This is a genomic window from Leptolyngbya sp. O-77 (assembly GCF_001548395.1).
GTDB lineage: Bacteria > Cyanobacteriota > Cyanobacteriia > Elainellales > Elainellaceae > Thermoleptolyngbya.
This window is the reverse complement of sequence record NZ_AP017367.1, coordinates 2,381,768-2,399,361: the sequence shown is the minus strand read 5'-3', so window position 1 is coordinate 2,399,361 and position 17,594 is coordinate 2,381,768. Positions and strand designations below refer to the sequence as shown.

Genomic DNA, 17,594 nt, shown 5'->3' with positions numbered 1-17,594 from the left:
CGCTAGAATTGGCGATTGGGACTCTTTTACAAGAGTTATGGTTAGGGGTTTTAGCTTTCCTTAGTTCTTAGCCCTAATTTTCAACACTGCAAAGTTTTCATCGAAAGTCGAATTCTGTCAAAGCCCCGCACGGTTTAGAGTAACTGCCCAATTCTTAGCTGCTCGTTCTTAAGCGATCTGTACAACTCTGTAGATTAAGGATTAATCAGGACAAACCCATGCCCAAAGCAACTTGGAACGGAGCCGTGCTAGCCGAGAGCGATCGCTGCGTGGTGGTTGAAGGCAACCAATACTTCCCACCCGATGCCATCCAGTCTGAATACTTTCAGCCCAGCGACACCCACACGACCTGCCCCTGGAAAGGCGTTGCCAGCTACTACAACATCGTGGTCGATGGCCAGGTCAACAAAGATGCCGCCTGGTATTATCCAGCGCCGAAGGATGCCGCTAAGGAAATTGCAGGACATGTCGCCTTTTGGCGCGGCGTGAAGGTCGAAGTTTAAAGCGCGGGCAACCTAAAGTCGAACATCCCAGTCATAAAGTTCTGATTGCATGGGTTTGTCTCGACCAGCCTAGTAGTCAGAATCGGGGAATCAAACCGCTGATAGACTGACTTTTGAGACAGCCGCAGATGAATTCACTGCATGAGAAGAATGTAAGTACCGTAATGCAAGTACAAACCCCGCCCGATCAATCCATTCCTCCCATCTTGGGAACCCTGCCCGACATTGAGGTTCCTGGTGAAACCGTTCCCCGGCGGGCGCGGGTGCAGCTTGACTTACTGCTGCTGGCGATCGAAGCGCTAGATCTGGGGGGTTCGGAGGCGCTGCTGATTACCGCTAGCGATCTAAATCTGCAAAGCATTGTGAAAAATCGCGTCGGGCTGTGGCGACTCCGCAGCGCCAACCCGCTGCGACGCTATGGCAGCCAGCGCAAAACCATGACGCAAGCCGAGGGTAAGGCAATGGTGCTGGTGATTTGCAACCTGGCGCGGCGACTGACGGGGGTGATTCGGCAACTGCTGCTGGCGCATCAGCAATTGAGCGATCGCAACCTTTCGGTAGAGCATCACTTCCGCTTGTCGGAATACCTGGAGCGCTTTCGGGCCCACTTTCGCGCTCGCATGAACCCGCGCCGCGCCGCTGTGCTGCTCTACGACACCGACGAAAAGCTGAATGACCTAGCGCTGGGGCTGCTGCGTCAGCTTCTCTTCTGTACGGGCACAGCCGGCCCCCAGCGACTTTGGACGAGCTTGTTTGATGGAGAAGTGGCATGACGATTCAGCGGCAATATACCCTGCCCAACTGCAAGCTGGTGGTAGAAGGGCTAAGCGACGGAGCGACTGCCACAGCGCCGCGTCCCGTCGTGTCGATGGTGACCAATGCCGAGTGCCACTTTGCCGGACAGCCAAAACCAATTAGCGGCGGCCGGGCGTTTTTGGAAGATCTGGCGATCACAGCCAGCAACTATGCCCAGGGCATTCTCAGCGGCGTGCCCCATCCCCACACCCAACCAGGACAAGGGGAATTGGTGTCGCTGGAGCGAGTCGAGCCGGATTTGCATCGGCTGACGGTTAAGCCGGATTCGTTTGTGGGTGAGGCAAATGGCGGTGGGTCGTCGGCTCCGGTGCAGATTGATTTGCGGACGGTGCAGCTTTTTGACCTAGTGGAAGCGATTGACCAGTTTTTGGCCGATAGTCAGACCTTGCCAGAGTTTGCCCTCCAGCTTGCGCCCGTGTCGCGCCGCTATGCGGTGACCCATGAACCCATGACCAAGCAGGTCGTGCCCGCTGCGATTGGGCTGGCGGGCTTGGCGGCGGCGGCAGCGGCACTGTTCTTCTTGCCTATCCCAGAGCGTCGTCCCGAAGCTGCTGAGGATGCAGCCACGCCCGCACCCTTGGTCAGCCCTGCGTCTCCCGCAGCCAGCCCGCCGACAGGTTTGCCCACGCCGCTGGCTTCGCCCGTCCCGGTCGAAAGCCCTAGCCCAGTTCAGAGTCCAGATACTACCATTTCGGACAGCGCTAGTGCTGCAAGTCCTAGCCCCGCTGCTAGCCCTGAAAATGCTTCTCCGGAGACGGGTGGCTCAGTAGGCGAAGCCCTGGTCAATGCGAATGAGATTACCGAGCCGGAGCAACTGGATCGACTCAAGACCCAACTGCGCGATCGCCTCGATGATGCCTGGTCACAGCGGCCTACCTTTACCGAAGATTTGGTCTATCAAGTCTCGGTGGCAGAAAACGGCGACATCCTGGGCTTTCGCTATATGAACAATGCCGCCGTGCAATATGCCCACCAAACGCCGCTGCCCGACCTACAATATCGGCAGACCAATCGCTCTGTGGAACCTAACGCCCTCTTTCGCGTGGTGTTTACGCCAGGCGGCGTGGTGCAGGTGAGTCCCTGGCACGGAAGGCCGCCCGAATAGGGTCGCGGTGATGTGCTACGGCGATGATGTATCAGGGCAATCACCGGAACCTGGAACCGGATTCTCGATCCTGCTTTACAGCTTCGGCTTCATATAGACGATTGCGCTGCGCCAGATGACCGTTTGCTGGTCATAATGATCGACCACGCAGACACAGTGCGGGTCTTGCCACCGCATTTTGCCCGTAATCAGGTCGTTGGTAATGAGTTTGAGTTCTACTTCGCGCTCTTCGCGGATTAGGGTTTGGATCTGACGGACGCTGGGTAGGCCTGTTTCTAGTTCAATGCTCATAGGATTTGGAGATCTTAGGGTTTTGGATTTTGGATCTTGGATTTTGGGCGATTCAGAGGTGATGGGGCGGGTTCCTTTCAGTTTAGGAGATACTCTGCATCGATGGTGGGGAGTCCGGCTGGATGCTGCGCGATCGCCCGCTGCAATCTGCCCGCTGCGATATTCAGAATGCCCACTGCGACCCTATGATGATTCAAGCAAGATACTCGAAACATCTTCCCGCAGCATTGAGTTTTTGTTAGACCCCTCTTACACACCGCTATGGCGATCGCATTTACGAAATATCACGGGCTGGGCAACGACTTTATTCTGGTAGACAATCGGCAGCAGCCAGAGCCACGCATCACCCCAGAGCAAGCAGTGGAGTGGTGCGATCGCCACTTTGGCATCGGCGCAGATGGCGTAATCTTTGCGCTGCCAGGGCAAGACGGCACCGACTACACCATGCGAATTTTCAACTCCGACGGCTCGGAGCCGGAGATGTGTGGCAACGGCATCCGCTGCCTGGCCCGCTTTATTGCCGACCTGGAAGCCGCCGAAACCGGATCGCCGCGCCCAGTCTACAAAATTCACACGCTGGCGGGACTGATCACGCCGCGCTTGGAAGCCGATGGGCAGATCACGGTGGATATGGGGCAGCCCCGGCTGCTGGCGGGCGAAATTCCCACGACGCTGGCCACGCCGGAGGAAAAGGTGATCAACCTGCCGCTGGAAGTCGCCGGACAAACCTGGGCTGTGACCTGCGTCAGCATGGGCAATCCGCACTGCATCACGTTTGTAGACGATGTGGCGGCGATTCCGCTGGAGGCGATCGGGCCCCAGTTCGAGCATCATCCAGCTTTTCCCAAGCGGATCAACACCGAGTTTATTCAGGTGGTGCGCCCCGACTATCTGAAGATGCGCGTGTGGGAGCGGGGCGCGGGCATTACGCTGGCCTGTGGGACGGGGGCCTGTGCGTCGCTGGTGGCGGCGGTGCTAAATGCCAAGAGCGATCGCCGCGCGACAGTGGAGCTTCCGGGCGGGCCGCTGCTGATCGAGTGGTCGGAGACGGATCAGCACCTTTATATGACGGGCCCGGCGCAAAAGGTCTTCAGCGGCACGGCGCTATGAGTTCTTTCACAAGTTCTCGCATTAACCTCTCGAAATCCCGATAATGCGGGCGCTGGACTGGCTTACCCAATTTCGCGGCGATCCCTTATCCTTGAGGTTCAACCGCGTAGTGATGGTTTGGCATGAAGCTACTGTGTCTGAGCAACGGCCACGGAGAAGATGCGATCGCCCTCCGCATTCTCCGGGCCCTGCGGCATCGGGCAGATCTGGAAGGCCGTGTGGCAGATATCGTGGCGCTGCCGCTGGTGGGCGAAGGTCATGCCTTTTCCCAAAGCGGCATTCCTGTAATTGGCCCAGTCAAGCAGCTCCCCTCCGGCGGCTTTGTGTACATGGATGGGCGGCAGTTTGCCAAAGACCTGCGCGGCGGGCTGCTGCAACTCACCCTCAGCCAGCTTCGCGTGGTGCGCGAGTGGGCGAAGCAGGGCGACCTGATTTTGGCGGTGGGCGACTTGGTGCCGCTGCTGTTTGCCTGGTGGAGCGGCGCATCTTACGCTTTTGTGGGCACGGCGAAATCAGAATATTACCTGCGAGACGAAGCCGGACTCTTGCCCCGCACCTCCTGGTTTGAGCGGATGGAAAGCTGGTCGGGATCGGTCTATTTGCCCTGGGAGCGCTGGCTGATGGGGCGGCGGCGCTGCCGGGCGGTGTTTCCTCGCGACAGCCTCACTAGCGAAGTGCTGAGCCGCTGGAAGCTGCCTGTGTATGACCTGGGCAACCCGATGATGGATGATCTGGAACCGATGGGGATTGACTTTGCGATTCCCGACGAGGCGCTGGTGGTGACGCTGCTGCCGGGGTCGCGGGTGCCTGAAGCCTATCGAAATTGGGAAATCTTGTTGGATGCGGCGCAATCGCTGGTGACAGGACTCGACCAACCTGTGACCTTTTTGGCGGCGATCGCCCCTTATCTTGATCTGGCAATCTTGCACCAGGCATTGCAGGCTCGCGGCTGGCAGTTGACGAACCCTGCCCCCGTACCGCCGCTCGCCTATTGCCAGGAAAAAGCGACATTGCTGCTGACGACGGCCTTTAATGGCTGCGTCAACCGGGGCGACGTGGCGATGGCGATGGCGGGCACGGCTACGGAACAGGTGGTGGGATTGGGCAAGCCCGCGCTGATCTTTCCGGGCGAAGGACCGCAGTTTACCTACGCCTTTGCCGAAGCCCAAACCCGTCTGCTGGGGCCGTCGGTGATTTTGGTCGAACAGCCCGACCAGGCAGCCGAAGCCGTGCGATCGCTCCTGCAAGACCCCGATCGCCTGCAACTAATCGCCGAAAACGGTCGCCGCCGCATGGGGCGACCCGGTGCGAGCGATCGCATTGCTGCCTGTCTGCTGAGTCAGGGGCTAGGCGTTGGGAGGCCGGGGTGATTTTGGATTTTGGATTGGCGATTTTGGATTGTTGGATTGATAGAATTCCTACCCCAAATCTAAAATCTCTAAATTTCTAGCTCAATCACCACCGGACAATGGTCAGACGCTTTGGGGTCGCTGCTGCCTACGCCGTTGAACCGCTGGACTGCGGTGCGTTCGGCTCGTTTGGGCAGACCGCGCCGCTCAATGTAGGGAAGCGCCTGGGGATTGGCTTCGGCGAGCGATCGCGACAGAAGGATGTAATCCAACTGGTGATATTCCTCACCCCGCGAAAAGAAATGTGTCCAGCGCTGATCAGGATGCAGCCGTTCGATCACGTTTTCCAGCCAGGGCTGGCTGAGCAGCGGCTCTAGCCCCAGCGACGGCAGGTAGTCGTTAAAATCGCCCAAAATCACCCAGGTTGCCGCGCCCGGATCGGCCCCAAACCGCTCATGCAAAATCTGCACAACGCGCTGGGTCTGGATCTTGCGGATATGCATGGTTTCCTCGCGCCCCTCATGCATAGATTTGAAATGATTAACAAACACTGTCAGCGGTTTGCGGTCGGGCAGTTCGAGGTCTACTTCCAAGCAGTCGCGGGAAAAGATCAGGTGGCCGCTGGGAGCGCGATCGAATTGATGCGTGCGAATGGTGCGGAAGGGAAAGCGGCTGAGTAGACCGACATCAATCAGACGGCGATCGTTGCCATCAATGACCAGCTTGTAGGGATAGTCGGGCATCAGCGAACGAAACTGGCGGACAAACTGCTTGAGCGTATCCATGCCTTCAATTTCTTGCAGTCCCAAAATATCTGCCCGCAGCGCCCCCATCGCTTCCGCCGTGATCCGCTCCTTGCCATTTGAAAACGGAATGCACCGCGTCACGCTGGCAGTCCACTTTTCGGGAAGCTCTTCGTAGGGCAGGTCTTCCTTAAACTGAAATCGGGCAAACAGGTTTTCAGCATTGAACGTACCGATGCGGACGCGCATAAGCCAGGCCAGAGCGACAACCCTGAAACCATTGCAGCGTCGGGGCGACGCAACAACGTGTCCCTATCATATCGACATAATCTCGACTGAGAGGAGCCGCCGCAGATCACGTCCAACACCTGTGGATAAAATCTCGATGATTAGTTCCCAAGATCAGTTCCAAGCGACCTGATCTCGGTTTCCTTTGTTTTCCCGCTCGTCCCGCCTCAACCGCCCAGGAGTGCCTGAAACTCTGGACTATGGCGCACATTGTCAAAGCTGGTATCCGTCTGCGCCATCACGCGGTAGAGATTGGGGCTGAGAACCACGGCGCGATGCAGATTTCTCAGGGTGCGCTCCAGATCGCCCTGGAGGCTGCGGGCACACGCCTTGCCATACCAGGCTTCTGGGTTGTCTTCTTTGCATTGCAACGACTGGTCAAAGCTGGCGATCGCCTCTTCAAACCGCTCCAGCTTGACCAAGACAATGCCACGATAGCTCCAGGCATAGTGGCAGGTCGGCTTGATGGTAACGGCCGTTTCCAGGCTGGTCAGCGCTTCCTCGTAGCGGCGCAGTGCCCCCAGCGCCAGCCCCCGGTTATACCAGGCGCGGTAGTTGTTGGGGCGCAGTTCCACCACTTTGTCAAAACTGGCGATCGCCTCTCGATAGCGATACAGCCGATTTTGGGCGTAGCCCCGGTTATACCAGGCTTTGGCATCGGTCGGGTCAAACTTCACCGCTTTGTCAAAACTGGCGATCGCTTCTTCATAGCGCTCTAGCCGGGCCAGCGCAATGCCCTTGCCGTGCCAGGCCAGTGCGTTTTTGGGCTTGAGCTTTAGTGCCCGCTCAAAGCTGGCGATCGCCTCTTCGTCATATTCCAGCGCGTGCAGCGCAAAGCCCCGCTTCATCCAGGCTTCCGGGTGGTCGGGCTGCTGCTGCAATAAACGGTCAAACCGAGCCACCGCGCCCTCATACCGGCCAACCCCGTAGAGCGCCATGCCCTGGTCAAGCCAGGTGTTTAAATCTTGCGTATGCTCTTGTGTGTGCTCTTGAGCCTGATCTGGAATCCCTGGGTTTTGCACTCGGTCTTGAATAGAATCAACCTGATTAACTTGATTTTGCGTCTGACTCATAGCACCACTAAGTCATCGCGCCATCCGGCGGAGAAGCGAATGAAACAGCACAAACCCTGCTTTCTCTAAGGTAATCGAGAATGCAAAATTAGCCATTTATCAACATCCCGTGAGATGGGCGTTTAGTTTCCCGGAGCGTTTCATTCATAATGATGAAGTCCCAATCTCGCCATGCACCCTTCTGAAAGCTAGTATGCCCAGGTTGAATAGGGTTTCATAGCGGGAAATTACGTGAAACGACGGGTGGATATGGCGGATTTTCGGATAGAACGCGACTCGATGGGGGAAAAGCAGATTCCCAACGCGGTGTATTACGGGATTCAAACCCTGCGGGCGGTCGAAAATTTCCCTATTAGCGGGCTAAAGCCATTGCCAACCTATGTCGATGCCTGCTTGCTGATCAAAAAAGCAACGGCGATCGCCAATGGCGAACTGGGCTGCATTGCTGAAGACCTCAGTCGGGCGATTGTGCAGGCGGCAGACGAGGTGCTGGCGGGCAGCCTGCGCGATCAGTTTGTGGTGGATGTGTATCAGGCGGGCGCGGGCACGTCGCACCACATGAACGTGAACGAAGTGCTGGCCAATCGGGCGCTGGAAATTTTGGGCGACGAAAAGGGCAACTACAGCCGCGTTAGCCCGAATGATCACGTCAACTATGGGCAATCGACCAACGATGTGATTCCTACTGCCATTCGTATTGGCGGGTTGCTGGCGCTGGAGCGATCGCTCTATCCGGCGCTGAGGGGGGCGATCGCCGCTCTCCAGTCCAAAGCGGCGGAATATCACGATGTGGTGAAGTCGGGTCGGACGCACCTGCAAGATGCCGTCCCCGTCCGCATGGGCGACACCTTTGGCGCATGGGCGCAGATTTTGACGGATCATCTGGCGCGGCTCCAGTTTGCCGAAAAAGACCTGGCCGTGCTGGGTCTGGGCGGCAGCGCAGCCGGAACGGGCATGAACACGCATCCGCAGTATCGATTTCGCGCCGCAGAGATTCTCTCCACGCTGATCGGCAAACCGTTGACCTCCGCCCCGCACCTGATGGCGGCAATGCAGAGCATGGCTCCCTTTGTGGCGGTGTCTGGTGCGGTTCGCAACCTGGCGCAAGATTTGGTGAAAATTTCCCACGATCTGCGGCTGATGGACTCTGGCCCCAAAACCGGGTTTAAAGAAATTCAGCTTCCGCCGGTGCAGCCTGGTTCATCGATCATGCCGGGGAAATACAACCCCGTGATGGCGGAAATGATTTCCCAGGTGTGTTTTCAGGTGATGGGCTATGACACGGCGATCGCCCTTGCGGCCCAAGCCGGACAGCTCGAACTGAATGTGATGATGCCGATGATCGCCTACAGCCTGATCCAGAGCATCGAGATTTTGGGAAATGCGATCGCCGCCCTGACTGAAAAGGGACTGAAGGGCATCGTGGTCAATGGCGATCGCTGTCGGCATTATGCCGAAGGCAGCCTTGCCCTGGTAACGGCGCTCAACCCGCACATCGGCTATCTCAACGCAGCGGCGGTGGCCAAAGAATCGCTAGAAACCGGAAAATCCCTGCGGCAAATTGTGCTGGAGAAAGGATTGATGAGCGAGGCAGACCTGGCGAATGTCCTCAATCTGGAGCAAATGAGCGCCATGCCCCCTGCCCAAGCCGAGGGGTAGCAGTGGGAAGTAGCAGTGGGAAATGGACGAATTTTTAGTCTTGTCAGGAAAACTGGGCGGGCGATCGCCCATCCAACGTCTTGAAACGTCTTGAGAAGATTCCTTAAAATCTTGGGCCGATTTTCCAGAAACCATCGCAATATTGAAGCATTCGCGCCTTTCGAGACGCAGATTGACCGCACACCCGCATCCCCACTACTGGAAGGTCATGGAATACCAAGAATCTCTCTATACCCAGCTCACGTTTCACTACGTCAACGGCACCAGCGAATCCTTTAACCTCTACGCCCCCATCGAAGGCGACGGCACCCGCCAAACTACCCAACTTGAAGTGCGCCACCTGCTAAAAAAAGACTGGTGGATTGTCAACTTGCCAGAGCAAACCGTTTTTATCAACGTAGACAACGTGCTGAAAATGGAGATGAAACCCGCTCTGTCCCAGCTTCAGGGCGAAGATGTCTTCTCCAACGCCGAGCGCGTGACGGCACTCAATCGTTCTCGATAGCTAGTTAAATGCAGTAATGGAGTTGCCAATATCCGGCACTTTTTCACCTCTGTCACCGCTATCGCCTCTGTCACTACGCCTCTGTCACTACGCCTCTGTCACTACGCCTCTGTCACTATCTGTTTCCCTGTCCTCTGTTTATTCCCCTTCATGACCCTCGAACTTTACCTGATTCGTCACGGACTGGCGGGCGAACACGGCAGCTATGCCAACGATGACGAGCGCCCGCTCACCGAAGAGGGCACGCACAAAACCCGGCAGGTGGCTGAGCGGCTGCACCAGCTTGGCATTCGTTTTGATCATGTGCTGACGAGTCCGCTGGTGCGGGCCCGGCAAACGGCAGAGATTCTCTGCGACGCGGGGTTGGGCCAGTCGCTGGAAGAATCGCGCCATCTGACCTTTGACGGCTCTCTTCAGGACTGGCTGCCCTGGTTTGACCAGTGGCGGCAGACGGGAGCGAAAACCCTGGCACTGGTGGGGCACGAACCCTGCCTGAGCGAATGGACAGAACGCCTAGTGTGGGGCGACGTGAAGCGCAACGTTATTTTCAAAAAGGCGGGCGTGGTGGGGCTGCTTGCGCCTCAGACCGGAACGCCCGTTGGCAATAGTCAGATTTTCTGGCTGACACCGCCGCGATTTTTGATTTTGTAGTGAAAAGTCTACCTAGCGCTGTCGATGGGCGATCGCCCCTTGCAGCAGCCACAGCAGCCCCAAACTCAGCGCCCCACTCAGCAGGCCGAAGCTCACCTGCGGCTTTCCCAAAAACACGCAGACTCCGCCCGCGCCCGCCAGCAGAATGCCTAGCCCACGCCCCAGATTCAGCATCGTGGCGATCGCCTCTGTAGCGCGGGTATATTTGGCAATCACATCGCCATCGGCAGTTAGCGGCGCAGAGGCTTCTACCAAATGCTGGAGCGATTGGTATTTTGCGACATCCAGTTGATAGTACGTGCCCAATTCGGTATCGCGCAGGCTGGGAACCGAATGTAGCCCAAAGTGCTTGGCATGGGCGATCGCCGCTCGAATTTGCCGCTGCGTTGCCACGGGGCCCAGCGCCTCAAACAGCGACGCTCGGTAAACCCCCGTTTTGCCCATGTCCAAAATGCGCTGGCTCAGTTCTGCCACCGAGAGCCGTCGAGAAATTGCGAGGCTAGACTGGTCACGAGTTGCGCTTGGTTTTTGCATAGAGCGGCCGCAATTGCGAGAATCGAGTGTCTCAAGCAATCCCTAGCATAATACAAGCGAACCAAAGCCACCTGAACCAAGCGCAAGCTTTCGAGTTTTCTATACCTTGTCAGTTTTATGACCTTGTCAGTGAATCGTTTGTAGTGCTGAGTTTGTAGTGCTGAGTTTGTAGTGCTGAGTTTGTAGTGCTGAGTTTGTAGTGCTGACTTCAGTCAGCCCCCTCCAAGAGTCGCAAACTTAAAGATTGCGGTCTGACACAGCATAGCTAGGCCTCTGAAGAGTTAACCCTTCCCCAAAAATTCACCGAGTCTGATCTTCTGAGCGAGGAACCAGCAGCGTGGCGACAGAAGGCAGCAGAGCCGCAGCGCGATCGCTCGTTTCTCTGGCGATCGCACCCCAGGCGGCGCTGACCAAGCGACCCGGCTGAAAGTCGTTTTTGACCAGTTCCCAAAGGCGCTGCACATCGTCGGTGTGGAGGCGATCGTCTTCTGTGAGGGCGAGGATGATTTCGCGGCGCAAAAAGGCTCCCTCGTCGGACATCAGGTATTGCAAGCCCAGTTGCGCCGTGGGCAGCAGGTCGAAGCTGTTGTCACTGCGGGCGATCGCAATCAGGTTTTCCAGTCGCTTCCAGTTCAGCTTGCCGTCTTTGAACAAAACCTCCAGCAGGCGGCGGCGCAGGGCAGGTGTTTCGCCCTTCAGCAAGCGCTGCGCCACGTAAGGATAGGCCACTTCCACAATCTTGAAATCAGGATTGAGGCTGAGAGCCAGCCCTTCCTGAGTAATCAGCGACCGGATAATCAGCGCAAACTTGGCGGGCAGTCGAAACGGATACTCATACATCAGCGCCGAAAACTCGTCGGTGACGGTTCTAAAGTTAAAGTTGCCCACGCTCGCGCCGACAGCGTTTTGAAACACCGCTTGCAGCGCCGGAATAATTGGGCGGATGTCAGTATCCGGCGTGAGGAACCCCAGCTTTACAAAGTCCCGCGCCATCTCTGCATAGTCTTCGTTGATGAGATGCACGACGGAATCCACCAGCGTTTCTTTGGTGGACTGATCCAGCTGATCCATCATGCCAAAGTCGATATAGGCCATGCGCCCATCGGCCATGGCAAACAGGTTGCCAGGGTGCGGATCGGCATGGAAGAAGCCAAACTCCAACAACTGGCGCAGACCCGAAGTGACCCCAATTTTGATGACCGTATCAGGGTCGAGGTTCATAGCACATAGCCCCGACTCGTCGTTGAGCTTGCAGCCGTCGATCCATTCCAGCGTCAGCACATGCTGACTGCTGTAGCGCCAATAGATCGCAGGCACCTTGACGGTGGGATCGTCCTGAAAATTGGCAGCAAAGGCTTCGGCATTGCGCCCTTCGTTGAGATAATCGATTTCCTCAAACAGCTTGGTGCCAAATTCATCCACAATCAGCGTTAGGTCGTGTCCCAGATTCAGCGGCAGGAATGGCTCCATCCAGGTTGCAGCCCAGCGCAGCAGGTACAGATCCAGCGTGATCACAGGCATCAGACGGGGGCGCTGTACTTTTACCGCGACCGTTTCGCCAGTGTAGAGTTTGGCTTTGTAGACCTGACCAAGGCTGGCAGCGGCGACGGGTTCTGGTGAAATGTCTTGATAGAGTTCGGAAACCGGGCGCTCCAGTTCGGCTGCAATAATGCTGAAGGCGATGTCGTTAGGGAAGGGCGGCAGCTTGTCTTGCAGCTTTACCAGCTCATCGAGGAAGTCTTTGCGGATTAGATCAGGTCGAGTTGAAAGGGCCTGACCCACTTTAATAAAGGTGGGGCCAAGGCGGGTCAAAATACGGCGAAGCTGGGCGGCACGCCAGAGATGGTGATCCCCCGTTTGTCCGCGCCACTGGTCGATTTGCAGACCCAGGAGAAACCCGGCAAACATCCAGGCGATAGAAACGGCACGCCAGAGAACCTGCCAGGGACGAGCGCGGTAGTGTTGGGCGATCGCCTCCGGGTCGTAGCGCCGCATCTGACTCAGTGAGTGCTGACCCAGAACATGCTGACGAGAATGCTGACTCACGCTTGCGTATCCTCTCAAACCAAAGGGGTGCGACTCAAAACCTGCCATTGCCTGCCAGCAACAGGATTTTCAGTGTGAGGTTGCCTTGGGGAAGGGGAGAACCCAACTTCCCAACGGTAGCATTCAGGCAGGTCTGGGCGGGTTTGAGATGGTTCGGGCCTAGGGTTCCCGATAGAGCGTTTAAGGTCGCTCTATTTACCATCGTATAAGAAACTACATCGAATGAAATGGCGATCGCCCGTCTCAGTAAACTTTCTGAATATTTTATGCCAATACATTAAATAGAAATCATATATCCACATCGCCAAAGCCTACTATTCTCAGCACTTCACGTCGTATTAAGCGATCGTTAAAACTTGCGGTGACAATGTAAATAATTCCAAAGGCATTACACATTTCTTAGCAAGACTCCGAGGTGTGGGATCAACTCCTGATGGGGGCGATCGCCCTTCGTCTAAACACCATCGTTCGGGGCGATCGCCTGCCGCAGGTTGTGCCGAAACCTTAACCATTCCCTAACCCTTCTAAAACGGCTCAGCCGTAGGCTGAATCTACAGATTTTTCAAAGGTATTTGATCCAAAGCCTTAACGAAGGGATTACAGACCCTTAATCCAAACTCTGTAAATTTTTAAGCTGTGTCAGTTTTTTCTCGGCCTTTTCTTATCCAACGCGCCCCAGGCGGTTCGCTTGTATCCCAAGCTCACACTGAATCTCCGATTCACTGGACTTGACTCGATGACTCTGGTTTCGTTGCTTTAACGTGTCTTGGAAGGGGCGCGGTGGTGCAGGCAAGGCTGAGTTTGCAAACAATCCTGACGATCCAACGCACTTTTTGAGAGAACACTACTGAAATATGAGTCTCAAACGCAGACACTTCCTGATGTTTATGGGTGCAAGTGCTGGCTCTCTGGCGCTGCAACCCCTGGTGCAAAAATGGACAAAAAGCTGTCTTCCGCTCTAGAAGGACACCTGCCTCGGCGCAGACCGCAATGCCTCCCTTTACCCCGGTTAAGGGGCCCATGCCTGTTGAAACCTCTGGTGTTTCTCTGGATCGCCAAATCTCTCAATACAGCACCTACACAGTCAAGGATGACGTGGTGCTGCCTACTGGCTACACCTACGACATCATTGCTTCCTGGGGTGACAAGGTCGGCACGGCCGATCACTTTGGCTACAACAACGACTATCTTTCGCTCGTTGAAACTGCGCCAAACGAAGGCTATCTGGTGGTTAACCATGAGTACATCAGCGCTAAGCCTTGGTCGCAGACCTACAAGCAAGTGATTGGCGTAGACCTGCCACTTGCAGAGGTGAAAGCTGCTGCAATGGCTGCTCCCGATGGCAAGATTGATGCCTCTTCTCTGCTCAACAACGACCCGCTGCGCCAGAAGATTTACGCAATCTCTAAGGCCGCCCAATACGATCAGGGTATCTCCATCATCTCGGTGCGGAAGAACGCCAACGGCGTATGGGAACGCACGTATTCCCGCGCTGATCGTCGGATCACTGGGATTTCGGGACTCGAAGATGGACGTTACTTGAAGTCTACGGGCCCGGCAACGGCAGTATTTAAGAAAGCCAGCGGTCAGGGCTTTATTGATGGCTTGGGCGACAAGATTATCGGCACCCACCAAAACTGCTCTGGCGGCACAACCCCTTGGGGTACGGTGCTGGTGAGCGAAGAAAACTTTCAGGGCGAAGTGCCGGAGCCTGTGTATGCCGATGGCACCTCCTTCCCGCTCAGCAGCCTTCCGTTCCAGTGGGTGACGGGGGAAGGCGAAATCGAGGATATTATGGGCCAGGGCAATGCGCTGGGTTACCAAGGCAATAAGTATGGATGGACGGTTGAAATTGATCCGGTCAACCCGAACGACTTTGGCACCAAGCACACCTGGCTGGGCCGCTATCGCCATGAGGGCTATGGCATTCGCGCCGAGGCGGGCAAGAGGCTTTGTGTCTACTCGGGCTGCGATCGCCGCAGCGGTCACCTCTATAAGTTCGTCAGCACTGGTACGGTGCGCGATCCAAAGAGCAAAGCAAACTCTCGTCTGCTAGAAGACGGAATGCTCTACGCTGCCAAGTTTAATCCCGATGGGACGGGTCGCTGGATTGCGCTAAAAGCCGATACACCCGTCAACCCTGATCTGCCTAGCGCTCACGTCGGTGGTATGATCACCCTGCCCAAGCGTCCAAATGGCGGCGTTGAGAAAGTGACCGATGATGGGGCGATCGCCGCTTTCAAGGACCAGTTCAAGACCTTGGGCGACCTCTACACGGGCAACGCCACTGAGAAGCAGGGTGCGATCCTGATTGATGCTCACTTCGCGGCAAACGCAGCCGGCGCAACCTGCACCGCTCGCCCCGAAGACACCGACATCGCTCCCGATGGTTCTCTGTTTATTGCCTTTACCTCTGGCTCCTCTAGCAGCAGCGACGGCAGCCCCCACAAAGAGGTGTTTAAGGCTCCTACCGGCGAATCCCAGTGGGAATACGGCTGGATTATGAAGCTAGTAGAGACCAATAATGACCCCGCCGCAATGACCTTCCGCTGGGAAATGATGGCACTGGGCGGAGAGCCTGCGGACGGTGGCCTCGGCTTCGCCAATCCCGACAACCTAGAGATCGATGCCAAGGGCAACATCTGGATGGTGACCGATATGTCTACCGACAAGCACAACACCGAGGTGGCCAGTCGGATTAAGTCGGACGGTTCTAAGGTCAGCCAGTCTAACCTGCGCGGCCTATACGGCAACAACTCCATCTGGTACATTCCGACCTCTGGCCCAAGCGCCGGCGAAGCCTATATGTTTGGCTATGGCCCAATGGATTGCGAAACTACAGGCCCATTCTTGAGCAAGGATCAGACAACACTGTTCCTTGCGGTGCAGCATCCTGGTGAATACCACGGTGTGCGAGAAAACATGAAGTCTGAGGTTCGCAAGTTTGCCATGCGGACAACCGACGGCAAAGAGTTTATGCAAACTCGCGAAGTGCCCATCGGCTCCAACTGGCCGGGCAAACAGCCCAACGACCCGCCCAAGCCCAGCGTGATTGCGGTTCGCCGCATCAATGGCGCACCGCTTGCGTAGGGTTTGAGCCGACTGGGGTAACATAACCTAAAATCTAAATCCCTCATCAACCCCTCATCTTGCTTTGCGTGAGGTGGGGGGTTTTCAAAATTCTCACACCCGCTGCCCTATGCCTACTTACTCATCTGCCAAAAGAAGAACTGCTGCGTGGGCTGAATGGCCGCGCCTTTGACCGTGTTTTGCACGAAGATGTAGTCCTTGTTCTGCCACAGGGGAATGTAGGGCACATCTTCGACTAGCAGGGTTTGCAAGTCTTTGAACATCTTGGAGCGGGCAGCGGGGTCTTGCTCAGCCCGTTGCTTGGTGACGAGTTCGTTGGCTTTGGGGCTGTAGTAGAAAGATCCATTGCCCTGGCTAGCCCCTCGCTGGCAGAGGGTTTCGGGGGAACCCTGGTCGCAACTGAGGAAGGGCTGCACGAAGTTGTCGGGATCAAAGAAGTCGGGATACCAGTTCAGCAACACCGTTTGGTATAGCCCGTTGTCCACGCCCTGGGACAGGGTGGCGCGTTCGGCGCTGTTGACGGTGACGGTGACGAGGCCGGGCAGACCGCGCTCGATAGATTGCTTCATGGTGTTAGCAACATTGGCGCGGATGGTGGAGGCAGAGGGATACCAGACCTCAAAGTTCAGCGGATTTGCCTCGGAATAGCCAGCGGCAGTCAGGAACTCACGGGCTTTGTCAAAATTGCCGTCGCCGTAGGCCTCTTTGAATACGGGGACAGAATCTTTGAAGGCGGGGGGAATGATGGTGTAGAGCGGGGCGGCTTGCCCCTGGAAAACACGCTCGTTGATTAGGTTGCGATCGATCATGGCGGCGATCGCCTTCCTGACATTGAGGTCATTGGTCGGTTTCACCTTCTGATTCAGCGTCATGTAGTTAACGACGGTCGTGCCCGCTTCGATCACCTCCCAGCCGCCGCTGCTGGTTTCCCGCTTGAGGCTGGTAATTTGTTCGGGATCAAGCGTTTGATAGGCAACATCCAGCCCTTTGGTGCGGAAAGTGTTGTAAAGATTGGCGGGGCTGGCGTAGATCTGGATATCAATGCCGTCGTTGGCGGGTTTTTCGCCCCAGTAATCGGGGTTGACATCCAGCTTGATAGAGTCGGGCGTGAGCGAGGCCACCTTGTAGGGGCCGCTGCCGATGAAGCTATCGGGCTTGAATTTGCCTTCTCCAATTTCGTAGCTGCTGGGGGGGACGGGCGTAACACCCCAGAAGGTGAGCAACGCAGGAAAGGCGGCAAAGGGAGACTTGAGCTTGATCGTCAGTTCGTATTCACCGCTGGCAGTGACGGACTCCACTTGGTCGGACAGCAGAAAGGAGGGGCCGCCGCCGTTCTGCATGAAGCGATCCATCGAAAATTTCATGACTTCGGCATTGAAGTCGGTGCCGTCGTGCAGCTTCACGCCCTGGCGCAGGGGGATGACGTAGGTCAGCCCATCATCGCTGACAGTGGGCATGTCGGTGGCAAGCTGGGGCACGATGTCGGTAGTGCCCGGTTGGTAGGTGTAGAGGCGATCGCCCAGGTTGTACAGCAAAATACCGCCGAAAATCGTGTAGGCATCGGCGGGATCGAGCGTTTCGATCTTTTGCGTTGTGCCCATCGCAATGCGGCTGCCCGAAGAGGAACCCGTCGTCCCTGTTGCATTGGGACCGGGCGTGTTGTTTGTCTGAGAACCGCCACAACCGATAATCAGCGCCACGCACAGGCAGAATAGCGTGGCAAATTGGGTGATTCGCATCGCACTCTGCCCTGGCTGTGCCCATTGCCCACGGCCCCATTTCACCAATCCCTTCATATTGCGTCCTATTGAGTCCTAACTACCTGAAGTTT

Annotated in this window: 15 protein-coding genes; 9 read left to right on the top strand and 6 right to left on the bottom strand. The window is 56.5% G+C overall.

The genetic code is table 11. The features are described 5' to 3' along the window. Positions 1-218: 218 nt before the first annotated feature. The 3 genes from O77CONTIG1_RS10265 to O77CONTIG1_RS10255 all read left to right on the top strand — a co-directional run bounded on the left by O77CONTIG1_RS10265 (position 219) and on the right by O77CONTIG1_RS10255 (position 2,424). Complete coding sequence (locus O77CONTIG1_RS10265; RefSeq protein WP_068510317.1) at positions 219-503, top strand: DUF427 domain-containing protein; 285 nt, start codon at positions 219-221, stop codon at positions 501-503. Positions 504-667: 164 nt separating this feature from the next. Continuing rightward, a complete protein-coding gene (locus O77CONTIG1_RS10260; protein ID WP_084782485.1) occupies positions 668-1,276 on the top strand; it encodes a DUF3038 domain-containing protein in 609 nt (202 codons plus the stop codon). Then, positions 1,273-2,424 (top strand): DUF4335 domain-containing protein, encoded by a 1,152-nt coding sequence (locus O77CONTIG1_RS10255; protein ID WP_068510314.1) that lies wholly within the window; start codon positions 1,273-1,275, stop codon positions 2,422-2,424. Before O77CONTIG1_RS10260 ends, O77CONTIG1_RS10255 begins: the two co-directional genes overlap by 4 nt. A 75-nt stretch (positions 2,425-2,499) precedes the next feature. Here the strand turns inward: O77CONTIG1_RS10255 and O77CONTIG1_RS10250 are convergent, their stop codons facing one another. Further along, positions 2,500-2,715, bottom strand: coding sequence for an Hfq-related RNA-binding protein (locus O77CONTIG1_RS10250; RefSeq protein WP_068510312.1), 216 nt, complete (start codon positions 2,713-2,715; stop codon positions 2,500-2,502). 261 nt (positions 2,716-2,976) lie between these two features. Here O77CONTIG1_RS10250 and dapF point away from each other — a divergent pair, with 261 nt between their 5' ends. Both dapF and O77CONTIG1_RS10240 read left to right on the top strand, forming a co-directional pair. Next, positions 2,977-3,825 (top strand): diaminopimelate epimerase, encoded by an 849-nt coding sequence (gene dapF, locus O77CONTIG1_RS10245; RefSeq protein ID WP_068510310.1) that lies wholly within the window; start codon positions 2,977-2,979, stop codon positions 3,823-3,825. 122 nt (positions 3,826-3,947) lie between these two features. After that, positions 3,948-5,195, top strand: coding sequence for a lipid-A-disaccharide synthase-related protein (locus tag O77CONTIG1_RS10240; protein WP_068510308.1), 1,248 nt, complete (start codon positions 3,948-3,950; stop codon positions 5,193-5,195). Positions 5,196-5,263: 68 nt separating this feature from the next. On the opposite strand, the gene O77CONTIG1_RS10235 is transcribed toward O77CONTIG1_RS10240, so the two are convergent. Both O77CONTIG1_RS10235 and O77CONTIG1_RS10230 read right to left on the bottom strand, forming a co-directional pair. Then, positions 5,264-6,166 (bottom strand): endonuclease/exonuclease/phosphatase family protein, encoded by a 903-nt coding sequence (locus tag O77CONTIG1_RS10235; protein ID WP_068510306.1) that lies wholly within the window; start codon positions 6,164-6,166, stop codon positions 5,264-5,266. A gap of 206 nt (positions 6,167-6,372) precedes the next feature. Then, complete coding sequence (locus tag O77CONTIG1_RS10230) at positions 6,373-7,278, bottom strand: tetratricopeptide repeat protein (RefSeq protein ID WP_156435134.1); 906 nt, start codon at positions 7,276-7,278, stop codon at positions 6,373-6,375. A 231-nt stretch (positions 7,279-7,509) separates the two neighbouring features. Here O77CONTIG1_RS10230 and O77CONTIG1_RS10225 point away from each other — a divergent pair, with 231 nt between their 5' ends. From O77CONTIG1_RS10225 to sixA, 3 genes are all read left to right on the top strand, one after another. Beyond that, entirely contained in the window at positions 7,510-8,937 is a 1,428-nt protein-coding gene (locus O77CONTIG1_RS10225; protein WP_317134244.1) for an aspartate ammonia-lyase, read from the top strand. Between the two features lie 172 nt (positions 8,938-9,109). Further along, a complete protein-coding gene (locus tag O77CONTIG1_RS10220; RefSeq protein ID WP_225894737.1) occupies positions 9,110-9,442 on the top strand; it encodes a hypothetical protein in 333 nt (110 codons plus the stop codon). A 150-nt stretch (positions 9,443-9,592) separates the two neighbouring features. Further along, entirely contained in the window at positions 9,593-10,093 is a 501-nt protein-coding gene (gene sixA, locus O77CONTIG1_RS10215) for a phosphohistidine phosphatase SixA (protein ID WP_068510300.1), read from the top strand. A gap of 12 nt (positions 10,094-10,105) precedes the next feature. On the opposite strand, the gene O77CONTIG1_RS10210 is transcribed toward sixA, so the two are convergent. Both O77CONTIG1_RS10210 and O77CONTIG1_RS10205 read right to left on the bottom strand, forming a co-directional pair. Beyond that, complete coding sequence (locus tag O77CONTIG1_RS10210) at positions 10,106-10,627, bottom strand: hypothetical protein (RefSeq protein ID WP_068510298.1); 522 nt, start codon at positions 10,625-10,627, stop codon at positions 10,106-10,108. A 300-nt stretch (positions 10,628-10,927) separates the two neighbouring features. Then, on the bottom strand, positions 10,928-12,673 hold the full coding sequence (locus tag O77CONTIG1_RS10205; protein WP_317134243.1) for an AarF/ABC1/UbiB kinase family protein: 1,746 nt from the start codon (positions 12,671-12,673) through the stop codon (positions 10,928-10,930). Between the two features lie 990 nt (positions 12,674-13,663). On the opposite strand from O77CONTIG1_RS10205, the gene O77CONTIG1_RS10200 reads away from it, so the two are divergent. Then, positions 13,664-15,763, top strand: coding sequence for a PhoX family protein (locus tag O77CONTIG1_RS10200; RefSeq protein WP_172799664.1), 2,100 nt, complete (start codon positions 13,664-13,666; stop codon positions 15,761-15,763). A 113-nt stretch (positions 15,764-15,876) separates the two neighbouring features. Here O77CONTIG1_RS10200 and O77CONTIG1_RS10195 read toward each other — a convergent pair whose 3' ends face one another. Next, positions 15,877-17,502, bottom strand: coding sequence for an ABC transporter substrate-binding protein (locus O77CONTIG1_RS10195; RefSeq protein WP_068516371.1), 1,626 nt, complete (start codon positions 17,500-17,502; stop codon positions 15,877-15,879). Positions 17,503-17,594: the final 92 nt, after the last annotated feature.

Excerpts from the sequence above, each read along its gene's own strand:
- O77CONTIG1_RS10250 (WP_068510312.1), bottom strand. The coding sequence starts at position 2,715 with ATGAGCATTGAACTAGAAACAGGCCTACCCAGCGTCCGTCAGATCCAA.
- O77CONTIG1_RS10255 (WP_068510314.1), top strand. The coding sequence starts at position 1,273 with ATGACGATTCAGCGGCAATATACCCTGCCCAACTGCAAGCTGGTGGTA.
- O77CONTIG1_RS10210 (WP_068510298.1), bottom strand. The coding sequence starts at position 10,627 with ATGCAAAAACCAAGCGCAACTCGTGACCAGTCTAGCCTCGCAATTTCT.
- sixA (WP_068510300.1), top strand. The coding sequence starts at position 9,593 with ATGACCCTCGAACTTTACCTGATTCGTCACGGACTGGCGGGCGAACAC.
- O77CONTIG1_RS10200 (WP_172799664.1), top strand. The coding sequence starts at position 13,664 with ATGCCTCCCTTTACCCCGGTTAAGGGGCCCATGCCTGTTGAAACCTCT.
- O77CONTIG1_RS10240 (WP_068510308.1), top strand. The coding sequence starts at position 3,948 with ATGAAGCTACTGTGTCTGAGCAACGGCCACGGAGAAGATGCGATCGCC.
- O77CONTIG1_RS10235 (WP_068510306.1), bottom strand. The coding sequence starts at position 6,166 with ATGCGCGTCCGCATCGGTACGTTCAATGCTGAAAACCTGTTTGCCCGA.
- dapF (WP_068510310.1), top strand. The coding sequence starts at position 2,977 with ATGGCGATCGCATTTACGAAATATCACGGGCTGGGCAACGACTTTATT.
- O77CONTIG1_RS10260 (WP_084782485.1), top strand. The coding sequence starts at position 668 with ATGCAAGTACAAACCCCGCCCGATCAATCCATTCCTCCCATCTTGGGA.
- O77CONTIG1_RS10265 (WP_068510317.1), top strand. The coding sequence starts at position 219 with ATGCCCAAAGCAACTTGGAACGGAGCCGTGCTAGCCGAGAGCGATCGC.
- O77CONTIG1_RS10230 (WP_156435134.1), bottom strand. The coding sequence starts at position 7,278 with ATGAGTCAGACGCAAAATCAAGTTAATCAGGTTGATTCTATTCAAGAC.
- O77CONTIG1_RS10195 (WP_068516371.1), bottom strand. The coding sequence starts at position 17,502 with ATGCGAATCACCCAATTTGCCACGCTATTCTGCCTGTGCGTGGCGCTG.